Source organism: Acidovorax sp. FG60 (assembly GCF_057808995.1).
On the sequence record NZ_JBMDJC010000022.1, the window covers coordinates 1 to 14,703 of the forward strand.

Genomic DNA, 14,703 nt, shown 5'->3' on the forward strand with positions numbered 1-14,703 from the left:
CCGACAAGGAAATGGTCATGCCTGGTGACAACGTGTCGATCACTGTGAAGCTGATTAACCCCATCGCCATGGAAGAAGGTCTGCGCTTCGCTATCCGCGAAGGCGGCCGTACCGTGGGCGCTGGCGTCGTGGCCAAGATCATTGCTTAATTAGCAAGGTATACAGGGGTATAGCTCAATTGGCAGAGCGTCGGTCTCCAAAACCGAAGGTTGTAGGTTCGATTCCTACTGCCCCTGCCACTTGAATGTGGCCCAAAACAAGCCCGCCAGACCCTGGCGGGCTTCGGTGTCTTAAGTGATGCCGTGCATCGGAAGCAGGAAATACTCAAAGATGGCCACCTCACAGGTTGAAACAGTCAATACAGGCGCAGACAAGGCCAAGCTCGCTGCGGTGGTGGCCCTGGTCATCGCTTCGGTTGCAGGCTTCTATTTGTTGGGAAAACAAGGCGCTGTGGTGCAGTGGGCTGCGCTGATCGTTGGGTTGGCTGCTGCTGCTGGCGTGTTCTTGGTGTCGGAGTCCGGTCGCCAGTTCGTTGCCTTTGCCAAAGACGCTTGGCGCGAGGTGAAGAAGGTCGTTTGGCCCACCCGCAAGGAAACCCTGCAGATGACGGCCTACGTATTCGCCTTTGTGGTGATCATGGCCCTTTTCCTGTGGTTCACAGACAAGACGCTGGAATGGGTCTTGTACGACTTGATTTTGGGCTGGAGAAAGTCATGACAACCGCTGCGGAAATCACTGGAGCAGAAGCTCCTGCAGGCGCTTCTGCTTCGGCAAATCCCGACCTGCGTTGGTACATTGTCCATGCCTACTCGGGCATGGAAAAGGCTGTGGAGCGCAACATTCAGGAGCGAATTGGTCGCTCGGGTATGCAGGACAAGTTTGGTCGCATTCTTGTGCCGACTGAGGAAGTGGTCGAAATGAAGAACGGCCAGCGCAAGACGACAGAGCGTCGCTTGTTTCCTGGCTATGTGTTCGTCGAGATGGTGATGGACGATGACACTTGGCATCTGGTGAAGCACACCAACAAGGTGACGGGGTTTGTAGGGGGGGCGAAAAATCGCCCTGCGCCGATTTCTGAAGAGGAAGTCCAGAAAATCGTCAGTCAGATGCAGGAAGGCACAGACAAGCCTCGCCACAAGATCGAATTCATGGTCGGCGAACTTGTACGTGTCAAGGAAGGTCCCTTCACCGACTTCAATGGTTCGGTTGAAGAGGTCAATTACGAAAAGAGCCGCGTGCGGGTCTCCGTGATGATTTTTGGTCGCTCCACGCCCGTCGAGCTGGAGTTTGGGCAGGTCGAAAAGACATAGGTCTTTCGGATAACACCTAAGTTCTCCCTGGCAAGCCCAGGGTAAGCAGTTGGATGCCGCACTTTTCGACTCGGTGCGAACATCGTGATAGCGAGTCGTTAACCCCGGGGAGCCAGTTGTTGCGTGGTGCGACAACAGCGTTATGACCCGTAAGGAGTAAAACATGGCGAAAAAAATCGTCGGTTTTATCAAGCTGCAAGTTCCAGCTGGTAAGGCCAATCCATCCCCACCCATCGGCCCTGCACTGGGTCAGCGTGGTCTCAACATCATGGAGTTCTGCAAGGCATTCAATGCGCAGACCCAAGGTGTGGAGCCAGGTCTGCCACTGCCCGTGGTCATCACGGCGTTCGCGGACAAGAGCTTTACCTTCATCATCAAGACGCCGCCTGCGACGACTCTGATCAAGAAGGCTATCAAGCTCGAAAAAGGTTCTTCCAATCCGCTGAAGACCAAGGTTGGCAAGATCACGCGCGAACAGCTCGAAGAAATCGCCAAGACCAAGATGAAGGACATGAATGCTGCGAATGTTGACGCTGCTGTCCGTACGCTGGCTGGTTCCGCTCGCTCGATGGGCGTGACGGTGGAGGGTTTGTAAATGGCCAAGTTGACAAAAAAGCAAAAGGCCCTGCAGGGCAAGGTTGACAGCACCAAGCTGTACGCCTTTGCAGATGCCGTGGTTCTGGTGAAGGAAGCTGCTACTGCTAAGTTCGATGAATCCATCGACGTGGCTGTTCAACTGGGCATTGATGCCAAGAAGTCCGACCAGGTGGTGCGTGGCGCTGTAGTGTTGCCCAACGGTACTGGCAAGACGACCCGTGTGGCCGTCTTCGCGCAAGGTGCCAAGGCGGAAGAAGCCAAGGCTGCTGGCGCTGACATCGTTGGCATGGATGACCTGGCTGCCATGGTGAAGGCTGGTGACATGCCCTTCGACGTGGTGATTGCTGCTCCTGACGCCATGCGCGTTGTGGGTACCCTGGGTCAGATCCTTGGCCCACGTGGCCTGATGCCAAACCCCAAGGTGGGCACGGTTACCCCCGACGTGGCTACGGCTGTGAAGAACGCCAAGGCTGGTCAGGTGCAGTTCCGTGTGGACAAGGCCGGTATCGTGCACAGCACTATTGGCCGCCGGTCGTTCGACAATGAAAAGCTGCAAGGGAACCTGGCTGCACTGATCGACGCTCTGAACAAGGCCAAGCCTGCTTCGAGCAAGGGTCTGTACCTGCGCAAGGTCGCTGTGTCCTCCACGATGGGCGTTGGCGTCCGCGTGGACACACAATCCATCGCAGCGTAATTGCGGTAAAAAATCTTCGGGCCTGCAAGGGCCTGATGTGGTGGGCTGGGGTGGTGCAACAACCATCTCCAGGTCATCCAAGACCGTTGGTGTGCAGCCTTGCACTTAATCCCTCCGGGGCCAACGCAGATGGCGATCCCGCTGCAGATGGAATTCATTCCGAAACAGTTGGTCGCTGCAACAAGAGCGTGTACGAGGGCGCAAGCCTGAATGCACAATTTAAGGAGTAGACCTTGAGTCTTAATCGCAGTGAGAAAGAAGCGGTCATCAGTGAAGTGACCAGCCTCGCCGCTAAAGCTCAAACGCTTGTGATCGCGGAATACCGTGGCATCACGGTCGCCGACATGACCAAACTGCGTGTGGAAGCTCGCAGCAAGGGCGTGAACCTGAGTGTTCTGAAGAACACTTTGGCCCGCCGTGCTGTGGCTGGCAGCGCGTTTGACGTGGTGGCTGACCAGATGACCGGTCCTCTGATCTATGGCTTCTCCGAAGACGCCGTGGCTGCCGCGAAAGTGGTGGCTGACTTTGCGAAAACCAACGACAAGCTGGTGATTCGCGGTGGCGCTTTCGGTGGTAAGGCCCTGGACGTGAACGGCGTTAAGCAACTGGCCAACATTCCTTCCAAGGAAGTTCTGCTGGCTCAGATTTGTGGCTTGCTTATGTCCCCCATGTCGCGTACGGCCGTTGTGCTGGGCGCACTGGCGGCGAAAAAAGGCGAAGGCGCAGCCGCACCGGCCGCCGAACCTGTTGCGGCTTGATAGCCCGGCAGACAACCAACACAATTGTTAGGAAATCAAAATGGCATTCGATAAAGACGCATTTTTGACCGCGCTGGACAGCATGACGGTTCTGGAACTCAATGACCTGGTGAAGGCCATTGAAGAGAAGTTTGGCGTGAGCGCTGCAGCCATGGCTGCTCCTGCTGCCGCTGGTGGTGGCGCTGGCGCTGCTGCTGCTGAAGAAAAGACGGAATTCAACGTGGTGCTGACCGAAGCTGGCGCCAACAAGGTGTCCGTCATCAAGGCAGTGCGCGAAATCACCGGCCTGGGCCTCAAGGAAGCCAAGGATCTGGTGGACGGCGCTCCCAAGAACGTCAAGGAAGGCATTGCCAAGGCCGACGCCGAAGCAGCCGTCAAGAAGCTGGTGGAAGCCGGCGCCAAGGCCGAACTCAAGTAATTCGGTCTTGCTCAAGGGCTGGAGTGCTCCTCAAAGGGCCTCCAGCCTTTGGTGCTTTCAGAGCGCACCCGAAAGCCGCCGTGCAAACGCTGGTTTTTGAGTGTCTTCTGACAACCCCGACAGCAGAAGACGCCTTGGTTCGGGTGATGTGCAACGCATCACCGTCCGCCATGGTTGGTAGTGGCCAACCGCCAAGCCCGTAAGGACAGCGCTCCTTGCGGGTCAGTCGTCGAAGACCCAGGACTCATGTCTTTGCCCGGAGATCTCATGGCCTATTCCTACACCGAACGCAAGCGAATTCGCAAAAGTTTCGGCACCCGCGATAGCGTGCTCGAAGTTCCTTATCTGCTGCAGATGCAGAAGGACGCCTACACCGCTTTCTTGCAGGCTGATAAAGCACCCCAGAAAAGAACCATCGAAGGCCTTCAGGCTGCATTCGACGCTGCCTTTCCTATCGTCTCCCACAACGGTTTTGTGGAGATGAAGTTCATTGAATACAACCTGGCCAAGCCGGCTTTTGATGTGCGCGAGTGCCAGACCCGTGGTCTGACTTTCGCCTCGGCTGTGCGCGCCAAGGTGCAACTGATCATTTATGACCGCGAGTCCTCGACCTCGCAGTCCAAGGTGGTCAAGGAAGTGAAGGAGCAAGAGGTCTACATGGGTGAAGTGCCCCTGATGACCGACAAGGGCTCGTTCATCATCAACGGCACCGAGCGTGTGATCGTGTCGCAGCTGCACCGTTCGCCGGGTGTATTTTTCGAGCATGACAAGGGCAAGACCCACAGCTCGGGCAAGCTGCTGTTCTCTGCACGCATCATTCCTTACCGTGGTTCGTGGCTCGACTTCGAGTTCGACCCCAAGGACATCCTGTACTTCCGCGTGGACCGTCGCCGTAAGATGCCGGTCACGATCCTGCTCAAGGCCATCGGCCTGAATCCAGAATCTATCCTGGCGAACTTCTTCGTCAACGATAACTTCCGTCTGATGGACAGCGGTGCACAAATGGAATTTGTGTCCGAGCGTCTGCGTGGTGAAGTGGCCCGTTTTGACATCACCGACAAGTCTGGCAAGGTTGTTGTGGCCAAGGACAAGCGTGTCACGGCTCGCCACACCCGCGAACTGGAACAGTCTGGCACGACGCACATTAGCGTGCCCGAAGACTTCCTGATCGGTCGTGTCGTGGCCCGCAACATTGTGGATGCGGACACTGGTGAGATCATCGCCAAGGCCAATGACGAGCTGACCGAAGCGCTGCTCAAGAAGCTGCGCAGCGCTGGTGTGCAAGACGTACAGTGCATCTACACCAATGAACTCGACCAGGGGGCGTACATGTCGCAGACCCTGCGCATCGACGAAACGGTGGACGAATTTGCTGCACGCGTGGCCATCTACCGCATGATGCGCCCCGGCGAGCCGCCAACGGAAGACGCCGTGCAGGCCCTGTTCCAGCGCCTGTTCTACAACCCCGACACGTACGACCTGTCGCGTGTGGGCCGCATGAAGTTCAACGCCAAGATTGGCCGCGACGAATCCACTGGTCCCATGGTGCTGTCCAACGAAGACATCCTGGCTGTGGTCAAGATTCTGGTGGACCTGCGCAACGGCAACGGCGAAGTCGATGACATCGATCACCTGGGCAACCGCCGCGTGCGTTGCGTGGGCGAACTGGCCGAAAACCAGTACCGCACGGGCCTGGCACGTATCGAAAAGGCCGTGAAGGAGCGTTTGGGCCAGGCCGAGCAAGAGCCGCTCATGCCCCACGACCTGATCAACAGCAAGCCGATTTCGGCCGCCCTGAAGGAATTCTTCGGTGCGTCGCAGCTGTCGCAGTTCATGGACCAGACCAACCCGCTGGCCGAAATCACGCACAAGCGCCGTGTTTCCGCCCTGGGCCCGGGTGGTCTGACCCGCGAACGCGCAGGCTTCGAAGTGCGCGACGTGCACGTAACCCATTACGGCCGCGTCTGCCCTATCGAAACGCCTGAAGGCCCTAACATCGGCCTGATCAACTCGCTGGCTCTGTACGCTCGGCTGAACGAGTACGGTTTCATCGAAACCCCTTACCGTCGCGTGGTGGATGGCAAGGTCACGAACGAGATCGACTACCTCTCCGCCATCGAAGAAGGCAAGTACGTGATCGCGCAGGCGAATGCCGTGCTCGACAAGGATGGCCGTTTGACGGGTGATCTGGTGTCTGCCCGTGAGAAGGGTGAATCCATTCTGTGTGGTGCAGACCGCGTGCAGTACATGGACGTGTCGCCCGCGCAGATCGTGTCGGTCGCGGCTTCGCTGGTGCCCTTCCTGGAACACGATGATGCGAACCGCGCGCTGATGGGCGCCAACATGTCGCGCCAGGCCGTGCCAGTGCTGCGTCCTGAAAAGCCGCTGGTGGGCACGGGCATCGAGCGCGTGGCTGCCGTGGACTCGGGCACCGTCGTGACGGCGACCCGTGGCGGTGTGGTGGACTATGTGGATGCGACCCGTATCGTGATCCGCGTCAACGATGCCGAAGCCGTGGCCGGTGAAGTGGGTGTGGACATCTACAACCTCATCAAGTACCAGCGTTCCAACCAGAACACCAATATCCACCAGCGCCCCATCGTCAAGAAGGGCGACATGCTGGTCAAGGGTGACGTGATCGCCGACGGCGCATCGACGGACTTCGGCGAAATCGCCATCGGCCAGAACATGCTGATCGCGTTCATGCCTTGGAACGGCTACAACTTCGAAGACTCGATCCTGATCTCCGAACGCGTGGTGGCCGAAGACCGCTATACCTCGATCCACATCGAGGAACTCGTGGTGATGGCGCGCGACACGAAGCTGGGCGCCGAAGAAATCACGCGCGACATTCCGAACCTGTCTGAGCAGCAACTGAACCGCCTGGACGAGTCCGGCATCATCTACGTGGGCGCCGAGGTGCAACCCGGCGATACGCTGGTGGGCAAGGTCACGCCTAAGGGCGAAACGACGCTCACGCCTGAAGAGAAGCTGCTGCGCGCCATCTTCGGCGAGAAGGCTTCCGACGTGAAGGACACCTCGTTGCGCGTGGACCAGGGCTCGTCGGGCACCGTGATCGACGTGCAGGTGTTCACCCGTGAAGGCATCCAGCGTGACAAGCGCGCCCAGCAGATCATCGACGATGAACTCAAGCGTTTCCGCCTGGACCTGAACGACCAGCTGCGCATTGTGGAAGCCGACGCTTTTGACCGTATCGAAAAGCTGCTGAACGGCCGTGTGGCCAACGGCGGCCCGCAGAAGTTGGCCAAGGGCACGAAGATCGACAAGGCCTACCTGTCGTCCGTAGAGAAGTTCCACTGGTTCGACATCCGCCCGGCTGAAGACGAAGTAGCTACGCAACTCGAGTCCATCAAGAACGCGCTGGAGCAGACGCGCCACAGCTTCGACCTGGCTTTTGAAGAAAAGCGCAAGAAGCTCACGCAAGGCGACGAGTTGCCAGCTGGCGTGCTGAAGATGGTCAAGGTGTACTTGGCCGTCAAGCGCCGTCTGCAGCCAGGTGACAAGATGGCCGGCCGCCACGGTAACAAGGGTGTGGTCTCCAAGATCGTTCCGGTCGAAGACATGCCTTACATGGCCGACGGCACACCTGCCGATATCGTTCTGAACCCGCTGGGCGTGCCCTCGCGGATGAACATTGGTCAGGTGCTGGAAGTCCACCTGGGCTGGGCCGGCAAGGGCATTGGCCAACGCATCGGCAACATGCTGCAGGAACAGGCCAAGGCCGCCGACATGCGCAAGTTCCTCGAAGAGGTGTACAACTCGCGCGGCCGCACGGAAGACCTGTCGCTGCTCAGCGATGACGACGTGATGGCCATGGCTGCCAACCTGACCAACGGTGTGCCTTATGCGACCCCCGTGTTCGATGGTGCTTCGGAAGAAGAAATCAAGGACATGCTCAAGATCGCCTACCCAGACGACATTGCAGAGCGCAAGGGCCTCACGCCCACCCGCACGCAGGCGTACCTGTTCGATGGCCGTACGGGCGAACGCTTCGAGCGTCCGACCACCATTGGCTACATGCACTACCTGAAGCTGCACCATTTGGTGGACGACAAGATGCACGCGCGCTCGACCGGTCCTTACTCGCTCGTCACGCAGCAGCCGCTGGGTGGTAAGGCGCAGTTTGGTGGCCAGCGTTTCGGGGAAATGGAAGTGTGGGCGCTGGAAGCTTACGGCGCCGCCTACGTCCTGCAGGAAATGCTGACCGTGAAGTCCGACGACGTGGTGGGCCGTACCAAGGTGTACGAATCCATTGTCAAGGGCGAACACGCCATCGAAGCCGGCATGCCGGAATCGTTCAATGTGCTGGTCAAGGAAATCCGTTCGCTGGGCCTGGACATCGAGCTGGAACGCTCCTAAGCAGAAAAGGAAAGAGTCACTATGAAATCGCTACTCGACCTGTTCAAGCAATTTACGCCGGACGAGCATTTCGATGCCATCCGGATCGGCATGGCTTCGCCCGAAAAGATCCGTTCGTGGTCTTTCGGCGAAGTGAAGAAGCCCGAAACCATCAACTACCGCACGTTCAAGCCCGAGCGCGACGGCCTGTTCTGCGCCAAGATTTTTGGTCCTATCAAGGACTACGAATGCCTGTGCGGCAAGTACAAGCGCCTCAAGCACCGTGGTGTGATCTGCGAGAAGTGCGGCGTTGAAGTCACGCAGACCAAGGTGCGCCGCGAGCGCATGGGTCACATCGACTTGGCCGCACCGTGCGCCCACATCTGGTTCCTGAAGTCGCTGCCATCGCGTCTGGGCCTGGTGCTGGACATGACGCTGCGCGACATTGAGCGCGTGCTGTACTTTGAAGCCTACGTGGTGACCGACCCCGGCATGACGCCGCTGAAGAAGTTCAGCATCATGTCCGAGGACGACTACGACGCCAAGCGCAAGGAATACGGCGACGAATTCATCGCCAAGATGGGCGCTGAGGGTATCAAGGACCTGCTGGAATCCATCGACATCGACATGTCGATTGAGCGCCTGCGTGGCGACCTGACCGGCTCTGAAGTCAAGGTCAAGAAGAACGCCAAGCGCCTGAAGGTGCTGGAAGCGTTCAAGAAGTCGGGCATCAAGCCCGAGTGGATGGTGCTCGAAGTGCTGCCCGTGCTGCCACCGGACCTGCGTCCGCTGGTGCCGCTGGACGGCGGCCGCTTTGCGACCTCCGACCTGAACGACCTGTATCGCCGCGTCATCAACCGCAACTCGCGTCTGCGCCGCCTGCTGGAGCTGAAGGCCCCTGAAATCATCGCCCGCAACGAAAAGCGGATGCTGCAGGAAGCGGTTGACTCGCTGCTGGACAACGGCCGCCGTGGCAAGGCCATGACGGGCGCCAACAAGCGCGCGCTGAAGTCGCTGGCCGACATGATCAAGGGCAAGTCCGGCCGTTTCCGCCAGAACTTGCTGGGCAAGCGCGTGGACTACTCCGGTCGTTCCGTGATTACCGTGGGCCCAACGCTCAAGCTGCACCAGTGCGGCCTGCCCAAGCTGATGGCGCTGGAGCTGTTCAAGCCTTTCATCTTCTCGCGCCTCGAAGCCATGGGCATCGCGACGACGATCAAGGCCGCCAAGAAGGAAGTCGAATCCGGCACCCCCGTGGTGTGGGACATCCTGGAAGAGGTGATCAAAGAGCACCCCGTGATGCTGAACCGTGCGCCTACGCTGCACCGTTTGGGTATCCAGGCCTTTGAGCCCATCCTGATCGAAGGCAAGGCCATTCAGCTGCACCCCCTCGTTTGCGCGGCCTTCAACGCCGACTTCGACGGTGACCAGATGGCTGTCCACGTCCCGCTGTCGGTGGAAGCGCAGATGGAAGCCCGCACGCTGATGCTGGCCTCCAACAACGTGCTGTTCCCTGCGTCGGGCGAACCCTCCATCGTTCCTTCGCAGGACGTGGTGCTGGGCCTGTACTACGCCACCCGCGATCGCATCAACGGCAAGGGTGAAGGCTTGGTGTTTGCCGATACCGGAGAAGTGCAACGTGCTCTGGACGCTGGCGAGGTCGAACTGGCCGCCAAGATCACGGTGCGCATGACCGAGTGGACCAAGAACAAGGAAACGGGCGAATTCGTTCCGTCCACCTCGCTCGTGGAAACCACGGCCGGCCGTGCGCTGCTGTCCGAGATTCTTCCCAAGGGCCTGCCGTTCTCCAACATGAACAAGGCGCTCAAGAAGAAGGAAATCTCGCGCCTGATCAACGTCTCGTTCCGCAAGTGCGGTCTGAAGGAAACGGTCGTGTTCGCCGACAAGCTGCTGCAAAACGGCTTCCGTCTGGCCACGCGCGCCGGCATCTCGATCGCCATTGATGACATGCTGGTGCCGCCACAAAAGGCCGGCATCATCGAGCGTTCCGAGAAGGAAGTGAAGGAGATCGAACAGCAGTATGTGTCCGGTCTGGTCACCTCTGGCGAGCGCTACAACAAGGTGGTGGACATCTGGGGCAAGGCCGGCGACGAAGTGTCCAAGGTGATGATGGCCCAGCTGTCCAAGCAGAAGGTCATGGACCGCCACGGCAAGGAAGTGGACCAGGAGTCCTTCAACTCCATCTACATGATGGCCGACTCTGGCGCTCGCGGTTCTGCAGCCCAGATTCGTCAGGTGGCCGGTATGCGGGGTCTGATGGCCAAGCCAGACGGCTCGATCATCGAAACGCCTATCACCGCGAACTTCCGCGAAGGTCTGAACGTGCTGGAGTACTTCATCTCCACCCACGGTGCCCGTAAGGGTCTGGCCGACACGGCGCTGAAGACCGCCAACTCGGGTTACCTAACCCGCCGTCTGGTGGACGTGACGCAGGATCTGGTGGTGACCGAAGAAGATTGCGGCACTTCCAATGGCTCGCTGATGCGCGCCATCGTCGAAGGCGGTGAAGTGATCGAATCGCTGCGCGACCGTATCCTGGGCCGCACGGCGGCTGAAGACGTGCTGCACCCCGAGAACCGCTCGGTGCTGGTCTCGGCGGGTGTCATGCTCGACGAAGACCTCATCGAAGAACTCGAAGCGGCTGGCGTGGACGAAGTGAAGGTTCGCACGGCGCTGACCTGCGAAACCCGCTACGGCCTGTGCGCCAAGTGCTACGGCCGCGACTTGGGCCGTGGCGGCCTGATCAACCTCGGCGAAGCCGTGGGTGTGATTGCTGCCCAGTCCATCGGTGAACCCGGCACGCAGCTGACCATGCGCACGTTCCACATCGGAGGTGCGGCATCGCGCGCTGCCATCGCATCGAGCGTGGAAGCCAAGTCCAACGGCGTGATCGGCTTCAACGCCACGATGCGCTACGTGAGCAACACCAAGGGTGAGCTGGTGGTGATTGCGCGTTCGGGTGAAATCATCATCCACGACGAGCATGGCCGCGAGCGCGAACGCCACAAGGTTCCTTACGGTGCAACGCTGACGGTCAAGGCCGACCAGACCATCAAGGCTGGCACCATCCTCGCCAACTGGGATCCGCTGACGCGCCCCATCATCACCGAGTTCGCCGGTCAGACCAAGTTCGAGAACGTCGAAGAAGGTCTCACGGTGGCCAAGCAGGTCGACGAAGTGACCGGCCTGTCCACGCTGGTGGTGATCGATCCGAAGCGCCGTGGTGCTGCCAAGGTCGTGCGTCCGCAGGTGAAGCTGATCGACGCCCAGGGCAACGAAGTGAAGATCCCTGGCACCGACCACTCGGTGACCATCGGCTTCCAGGTGGGCGCTCTGATTCAGGTGCGCGACGGCCAGGATGTGGGCCCCGGCGAAGTGCTGGCGCGTATTCCGGTCGAAGGTCAGAAAACCCGCGACATTACCGGCGGTCTGCCCCGTGTGGCCGAGCTGTTCGAAGCCCGTACGCCGAAGGACAAGGGCACGCTGGCCGAGATGACCGGTACCGTGTCGTTCGGCAAGGAAACCAAGGGCAAGGTCCGCTTGCAGATCACTGATCCTGAAGGCCATGTGTTCGAAGAACTCGTGCCCAAGGAAAAGAACATCCTGGTGCACGAAGGCCAGGTGGTGAACAAGGGCGAATCGATTGTGGACGGCCCGGCCGACCCACAAGACATCCTGCGTTTGCTGGGTATCGAAGAGCTGTCGCGCTACATCGTTGATGAAGTGCAGGATGTGTACCGCTTGCAGGGTGTGAAGATCAACGACAAGCACATCGAGGTGATCGTTCGCCAGATGCTGCGCCGCGTCGTGGTCGAGAACGTTGGCGAGTCCAACTACATCGCCGGTGAACAGATCGAGCGTTCCGAGATCCTCAACACCAACGATGCGTTGCAGGCCGAAGGCAAGATCCCCGCGACCTACAGCAACCTGCTGCTGGGTATCACCAAGGCTTCGCTGTCGACCGACTCGTTCATCTCGGCCGCTTCCTTCCAGGAAACGACCCGCGTGCTCACCGAGGCTGCCATCATGGGCAAGCGCGACGAGCTGCGTGGCCTGAAGGAAAACGTGATCGTGGGTCGCCTGATCCCGGCCGGTACCGGCATGGCCTACCACCAGGCACGCAAGGCCAAGGACGCCATGGACGACGCCGAGCGCCGCGCCATTGCTGAAGCCGAAGCCGCCGAGATGGAAGCCCAGGGTGAAGCAACGGAAGTCGAGGGCAGCACCTCCACCGCGACCGACGCAGCCGCTGACTAAGCCTTCGGGCCGCCTCTGAAAAGCTCCCGTCCTGTCCCTGGCAGGCCGGGAGCTTTTTTCTGGAACCCGCACTTCGATCTTTCGTAGTCTTCGCCTTTCTCCCTTATTTCCTTATCGGGCCGTAACGCGTGGTGCACGCGAGGACGGCAACTGTGCATGTGGTCATCGCCCCTTTTCTGGATTGTTTTTGCCATTGCCGCTTTTTGGGCGCTGGGCGCCTACAACCGCCTGATGCGGCTGCGCTCGGCCGTTGTGCAGGCGTTTGGCAGCTTTGACGCTCACATGGTGCGCCAGCTGTCTTTGATGGGTGAGTATGGTGCGGCGCAAGCCGTACAGCAGGCCCCCTTGGCATGTGGCACGGAGCCAGAGATGGCGGCACTCCAAGGCGCCACCACCCAGTTGAGCGCATCCTTGGCCATGGCGCGGGCGCGTCCCTTGCAGCCAGATGCGGTGGCCGCCTTGGCGGCAGCGCGCGAGGTGCTCCATGCGTCCTGGCAGAAGGCCACACACAACAGTGGGCAAGCGACCCGGGCGCAGACGTCTGTGGCTACCGCCGCTGCGGACGCGCCGCCCGTTTCCCCATCGCTGTGGCAGGTTCGGTGGGACGAGCATGTTCTGCAGAACGACCAGGCGATGCGTGTTTTCAACGAAGCGGTGCTGCACTACAACGCTGCCATTGCCCAGTTTCCAGCCAACCTGCTGGCCTGGGTGTTCGGATTCAAGGCCGCCCGCAGGCTGTAGAAAGGTTGCCAGGACCACAATGAACCCACCCGCACCAAGACAACAACCCCCACGCCCTGCGTCCCGCCCCGGGCCTAACAAGCGAGCCGACAGAGCCAACAATGCGCCAGCCCGTGACCGGACGCTTTCCGGCCCGGTCGGTGCCAGTCGCCCGGGGGCGGGCAGCCAGCCCGTAGCGTTATGGCAACAGTTGGAGGCTGTGGCCAGTGCCTTGCAGGCCATTCGCGCCGGGCAGTCGGGCACCGCAGCACTGGCGGCGGTAGACACAGCTCTGCGCCCTGGGGTGCAGTCTCTCCTGTTCCAGGTGCTGCGCCAGGCCGGACGGGCCGAGGCGTTGCGTCGCCAGATGGTTGCACGCACGCCTCCACCGGCTGCGGATGCGCTGTTGTGTACGGCGCTGGCGCTGTGCTGGAACCCTGAGGAGTCGCCGTACGAGCCGTTCACCTTGGTGAACCAGGTGGTGGAAGCGGCCAAACGCAGCGCGTCCACGCGTGCGCAGGCTTCATTCCTCAACGGTTGCTTGCGCCGCTTTCTGCGCGAACGCGAAGCGCTGGTTGCCCGCACCGATGGCGATCCGCTGGCCCGTTGGAACCATCCGGTGTGGTGGGTCGAGCGCCTGCGCAAGGACCATCCCCAGCACTGGGAGCAGATTCTGCAGGCCAACAATGCCCACGCACCGATGACGCTGCGGGTCAATGCACAAAAAAGCAATCTAGCGCTTTACCAGAAAGCGCTGAAAGCTATCAATTTAGAAGCAAATCCGTCTGGGAGTGTAGGGCTGGTATTGCAGCACCCCGTGCCCGTGCAATCGCTGCCGGGGTTTGAGGAGGGCTGGGTCTCGGTGCAGGATGCCGCAGCCCAGATGGCTGCGCCCCTGTTGCTTGAAGGTCTGGACCTCACCCGGCCTGTGCGGGTGCTTGACGCCTGTGCGGCGCCCGGGGGTAAAACCGCCCACCTTCTGGAATGGGCGGGCGCTGGTGCTCCGATACAGGTCACTGCGCTGGAGATCGATGCCACCCGCAGCGCGCGCATTGGTGAGACCTTGCAGCGCCTGGGGCTGCGCGCTCAAGTGGTGGTGGCTGATGCGGCGCGTCCGCAAGACTGGTGGCAGCAGCATTGCGATGGTGCGCAGTTCGATGCCATCTTGCTGGATGCGCCCTGCACGGCCTCGGGCATCGTGCGCCGCCATCCGGATGTGCGCTGGCTGCGCCGCGAGAGCGATATTGCGCAGCTTGCAGGCCTGCAGGCCCGGTTGCTCAAGACCCTGTGGCCGCTGTTGCGCCCTGGCGGACGGCTGCTGTATTGCACGTGTTCCGTGTTCCGTGCCGAAGGCGACGACCAGGTGCAAACGTTTCTTGCACACAACACCGATGCGCAATTGCTGCCGTCGCCGGGTCATTTAATTCCCGCCAACGGGGACAAGCCCGGAGCTGTCCCGGACAATCAGTCGGGTGACCACGACGGATTTTTTTACGCACTGTTGCAAAAATCGCCGCAATGAGTTCCGTGGGGCTCATTGGGTGGCGATCTGTGCGCTCTATCTCTTGG

The 14,703-nt window shown here is 60.2% G+C and carries 11 protein-coding genes and 1 tRNA gene; all 12 read left to right on the forward strand.

Going from position 1 to position 14,703, the window contains the following annotated elements:
• A partial coding sequence (locus ACODS0_RS23405; protein WP_019923558.1) for an EF-Tu C-terminal domain-related protein occupies nt 1–149 on the forward strand: 149 nt, incomplete at its 5' end.
• A gap of 14 nt (nt 150–163) precedes the next feature.
• A tRNA-Trp gene (locus tag ACODS0_RS23410) sits at nt 164–239 on the forward strand.
• A 91-nt stretch (nt 240–330) separates the two neighbouring features.
• Nucleotides 331–717, forward strand: a complete 387-nt coding sequence (secE, locus tag ACODS0_RS23415) for a preprotein translocase subunit SecE (RefSeq protein ID WP_121422025.1) — start codon at nt 331–333, stop codon at nt 715–717.
• Nucleotides 714–1,310 carry a transcription termination/antitermination protein NusG gene (gene nusG / locus ACODS0_RS23420; protein ID WP_082437456.1) on the forward strand — a complete coding sequence of 199 codons (597 nt, stop codon included), beginning with the start codon at nt 714–716 and terminating at the stop codon, nt 1,308–1,310. The genes secE and nusG overlap by 4 nt, the downstream gene beginning before the upstream one ends.
• 163 nt (nt 1,311–1,473) lie before the next feature.
• The gene (gene rplK / locus ACODS0_RS23425) at nt 1,474–1,905 is read left to right on the forward strand and encodes a 50S ribosomal protein L11 (protein ID WP_010467238.1); all 432 of its coding nucleotides are present in this window, start codon (nt 1,474–1,476) and stop codon (nt 1,903–1,905) included.
• Entirely contained in the window at nt 1,906–2,601 is a 696-nt protein-coding gene (gene rplA, locus ACODS0_RS23430; protein WP_055398510.1) for a 50S ribosomal protein L1, read from the forward strand.
• Nucleotides 2,602–2,834: 233 nt separating this feature from the next.
• Nucleotides 2,835–3,359, forward strand: coding sequence for a 50S ribosomal protein L10 (gene rplJ, locus ACODS0_RS23435; protein WP_055398511.1), 525 nt, complete (start codon nt 2,835–2,837; stop codon nt 3,357–3,359).
• A gap of 40 nt (nt 3,360–3,399) precedes the next feature.
• Nucleotides 3,400–3,777, forward strand: coding sequence for a 50S ribosomal protein L7/L12 (gene rplL, locus ACODS0_RS23440; RefSeq protein WP_008907085.1), 378 nt, complete (start codon nt 3,400–3,402; stop codon nt 3,775–3,777).
• A 267-nt stretch (nt 3,778–4,044) separates the two neighbouring features.
• Complete coding sequence (rpoB, locus tag ACODS0_RS23445; RefSeq protein WP_055398512.1) at nt 4,045–8,157, forward strand: DNA-directed RNA polymerase subunit beta; 4,113 nt, start codon at nt 4,045–4,047, stop codon at nt 8,155–8,157.
• Nucleotides 8,158–8,178: 21 nt separating this feature from the next.
• A complete protein-coding gene (rpoC, locus tag ACODS0_RS23450) occupies nt 8,179–12,414 on the forward strand; it encodes a DNA-directed RNA polymerase subunit beta' (RefSeq protein ID WP_055398513.1) in 4,236 nt (1,411 codons plus the stop codon).
• Nucleotides 12,415–12,570: 156 nt separating this feature from the next.
• On the forward strand, nt 12,571–13,155 hold the full coding sequence (locus ACODS0_RS23455; RefSeq protein WP_488837475.1) for a LemA family protein: 585 nt from the start codon (nt 12,571–12,573) through the stop codon (nt 13,153–13,155).
• Between the two features lie 190 nt (nt 13,156–13,345).
• On the forward strand, nt 13,346–14,656 hold the full coding sequence (rsmB, locus tag ACODS0_RS23460; protein WP_488837477.1) for a 16S rRNA (cytosine(967)-C(5))-methyltransferase RsmB: 1,311 nt from the start codon (nt 13,346–13,348) through the stop codon (nt 14,654–14,656).
• Nucleotides 14,657–14,703 lie beyond the last annotated feature (47 nt).

Bases quoted from the DNA above. Each gene is read 5' to 3' on its own strand.
- secE (WP_121422025.1), top strand. From the start codon at position 331: ATGGCCACCTCACAGGTTGAAACAGTCAATACAGGCGCAGACAAGGCC.
- nusG (WP_082437456.1), top strand. From the start codon at position 714: ATGACAACCGCTGCGGAAATCACTGGAGCAGAAGCTCCTGCAGGCGCT.
- rplK (WP_010467238.1), top strand. From the start codon at position 1,474: ATGGCGAAAAAAATCGTCGGTTTTATCAAGCTGCAAGTTCCAGCTGGT.
- rplA (WP_055398510.1), top strand. From the start codon at position 1,906: ATGGCCAAGTTGACAAAAAAGCAAAAGGCCCTGCAGGGCAAGGTTGAC.
- rplL (WP_008907085.1), top strand. From the start codon at position 3,400: ATGGCATTCGATAAAGACGCATTTTTGACCGCGCTGGACAGCATGACG.
- rpoB (WP_055398512.1), top strand. From the start codon at position 4,045: ATGGCCTATTCCTACACCGAACGCAAGCGAATTCGCAAAAGTTTCGGC.
- rpoC (WP_055398513.1), top strand. From the start codon at position 8,179: ATGAAATCGCTACTCGACCTGTTCAAGCAATTTACGCCGGACGAGCAT.
- ACODS0_RS23455 (WP_488837475.1), top strand. From the start codon at position 12,571: ATGTGGTCATCGCCCCTTTTCTGGATTGTTTTTGCCATTGCCGCTTTT.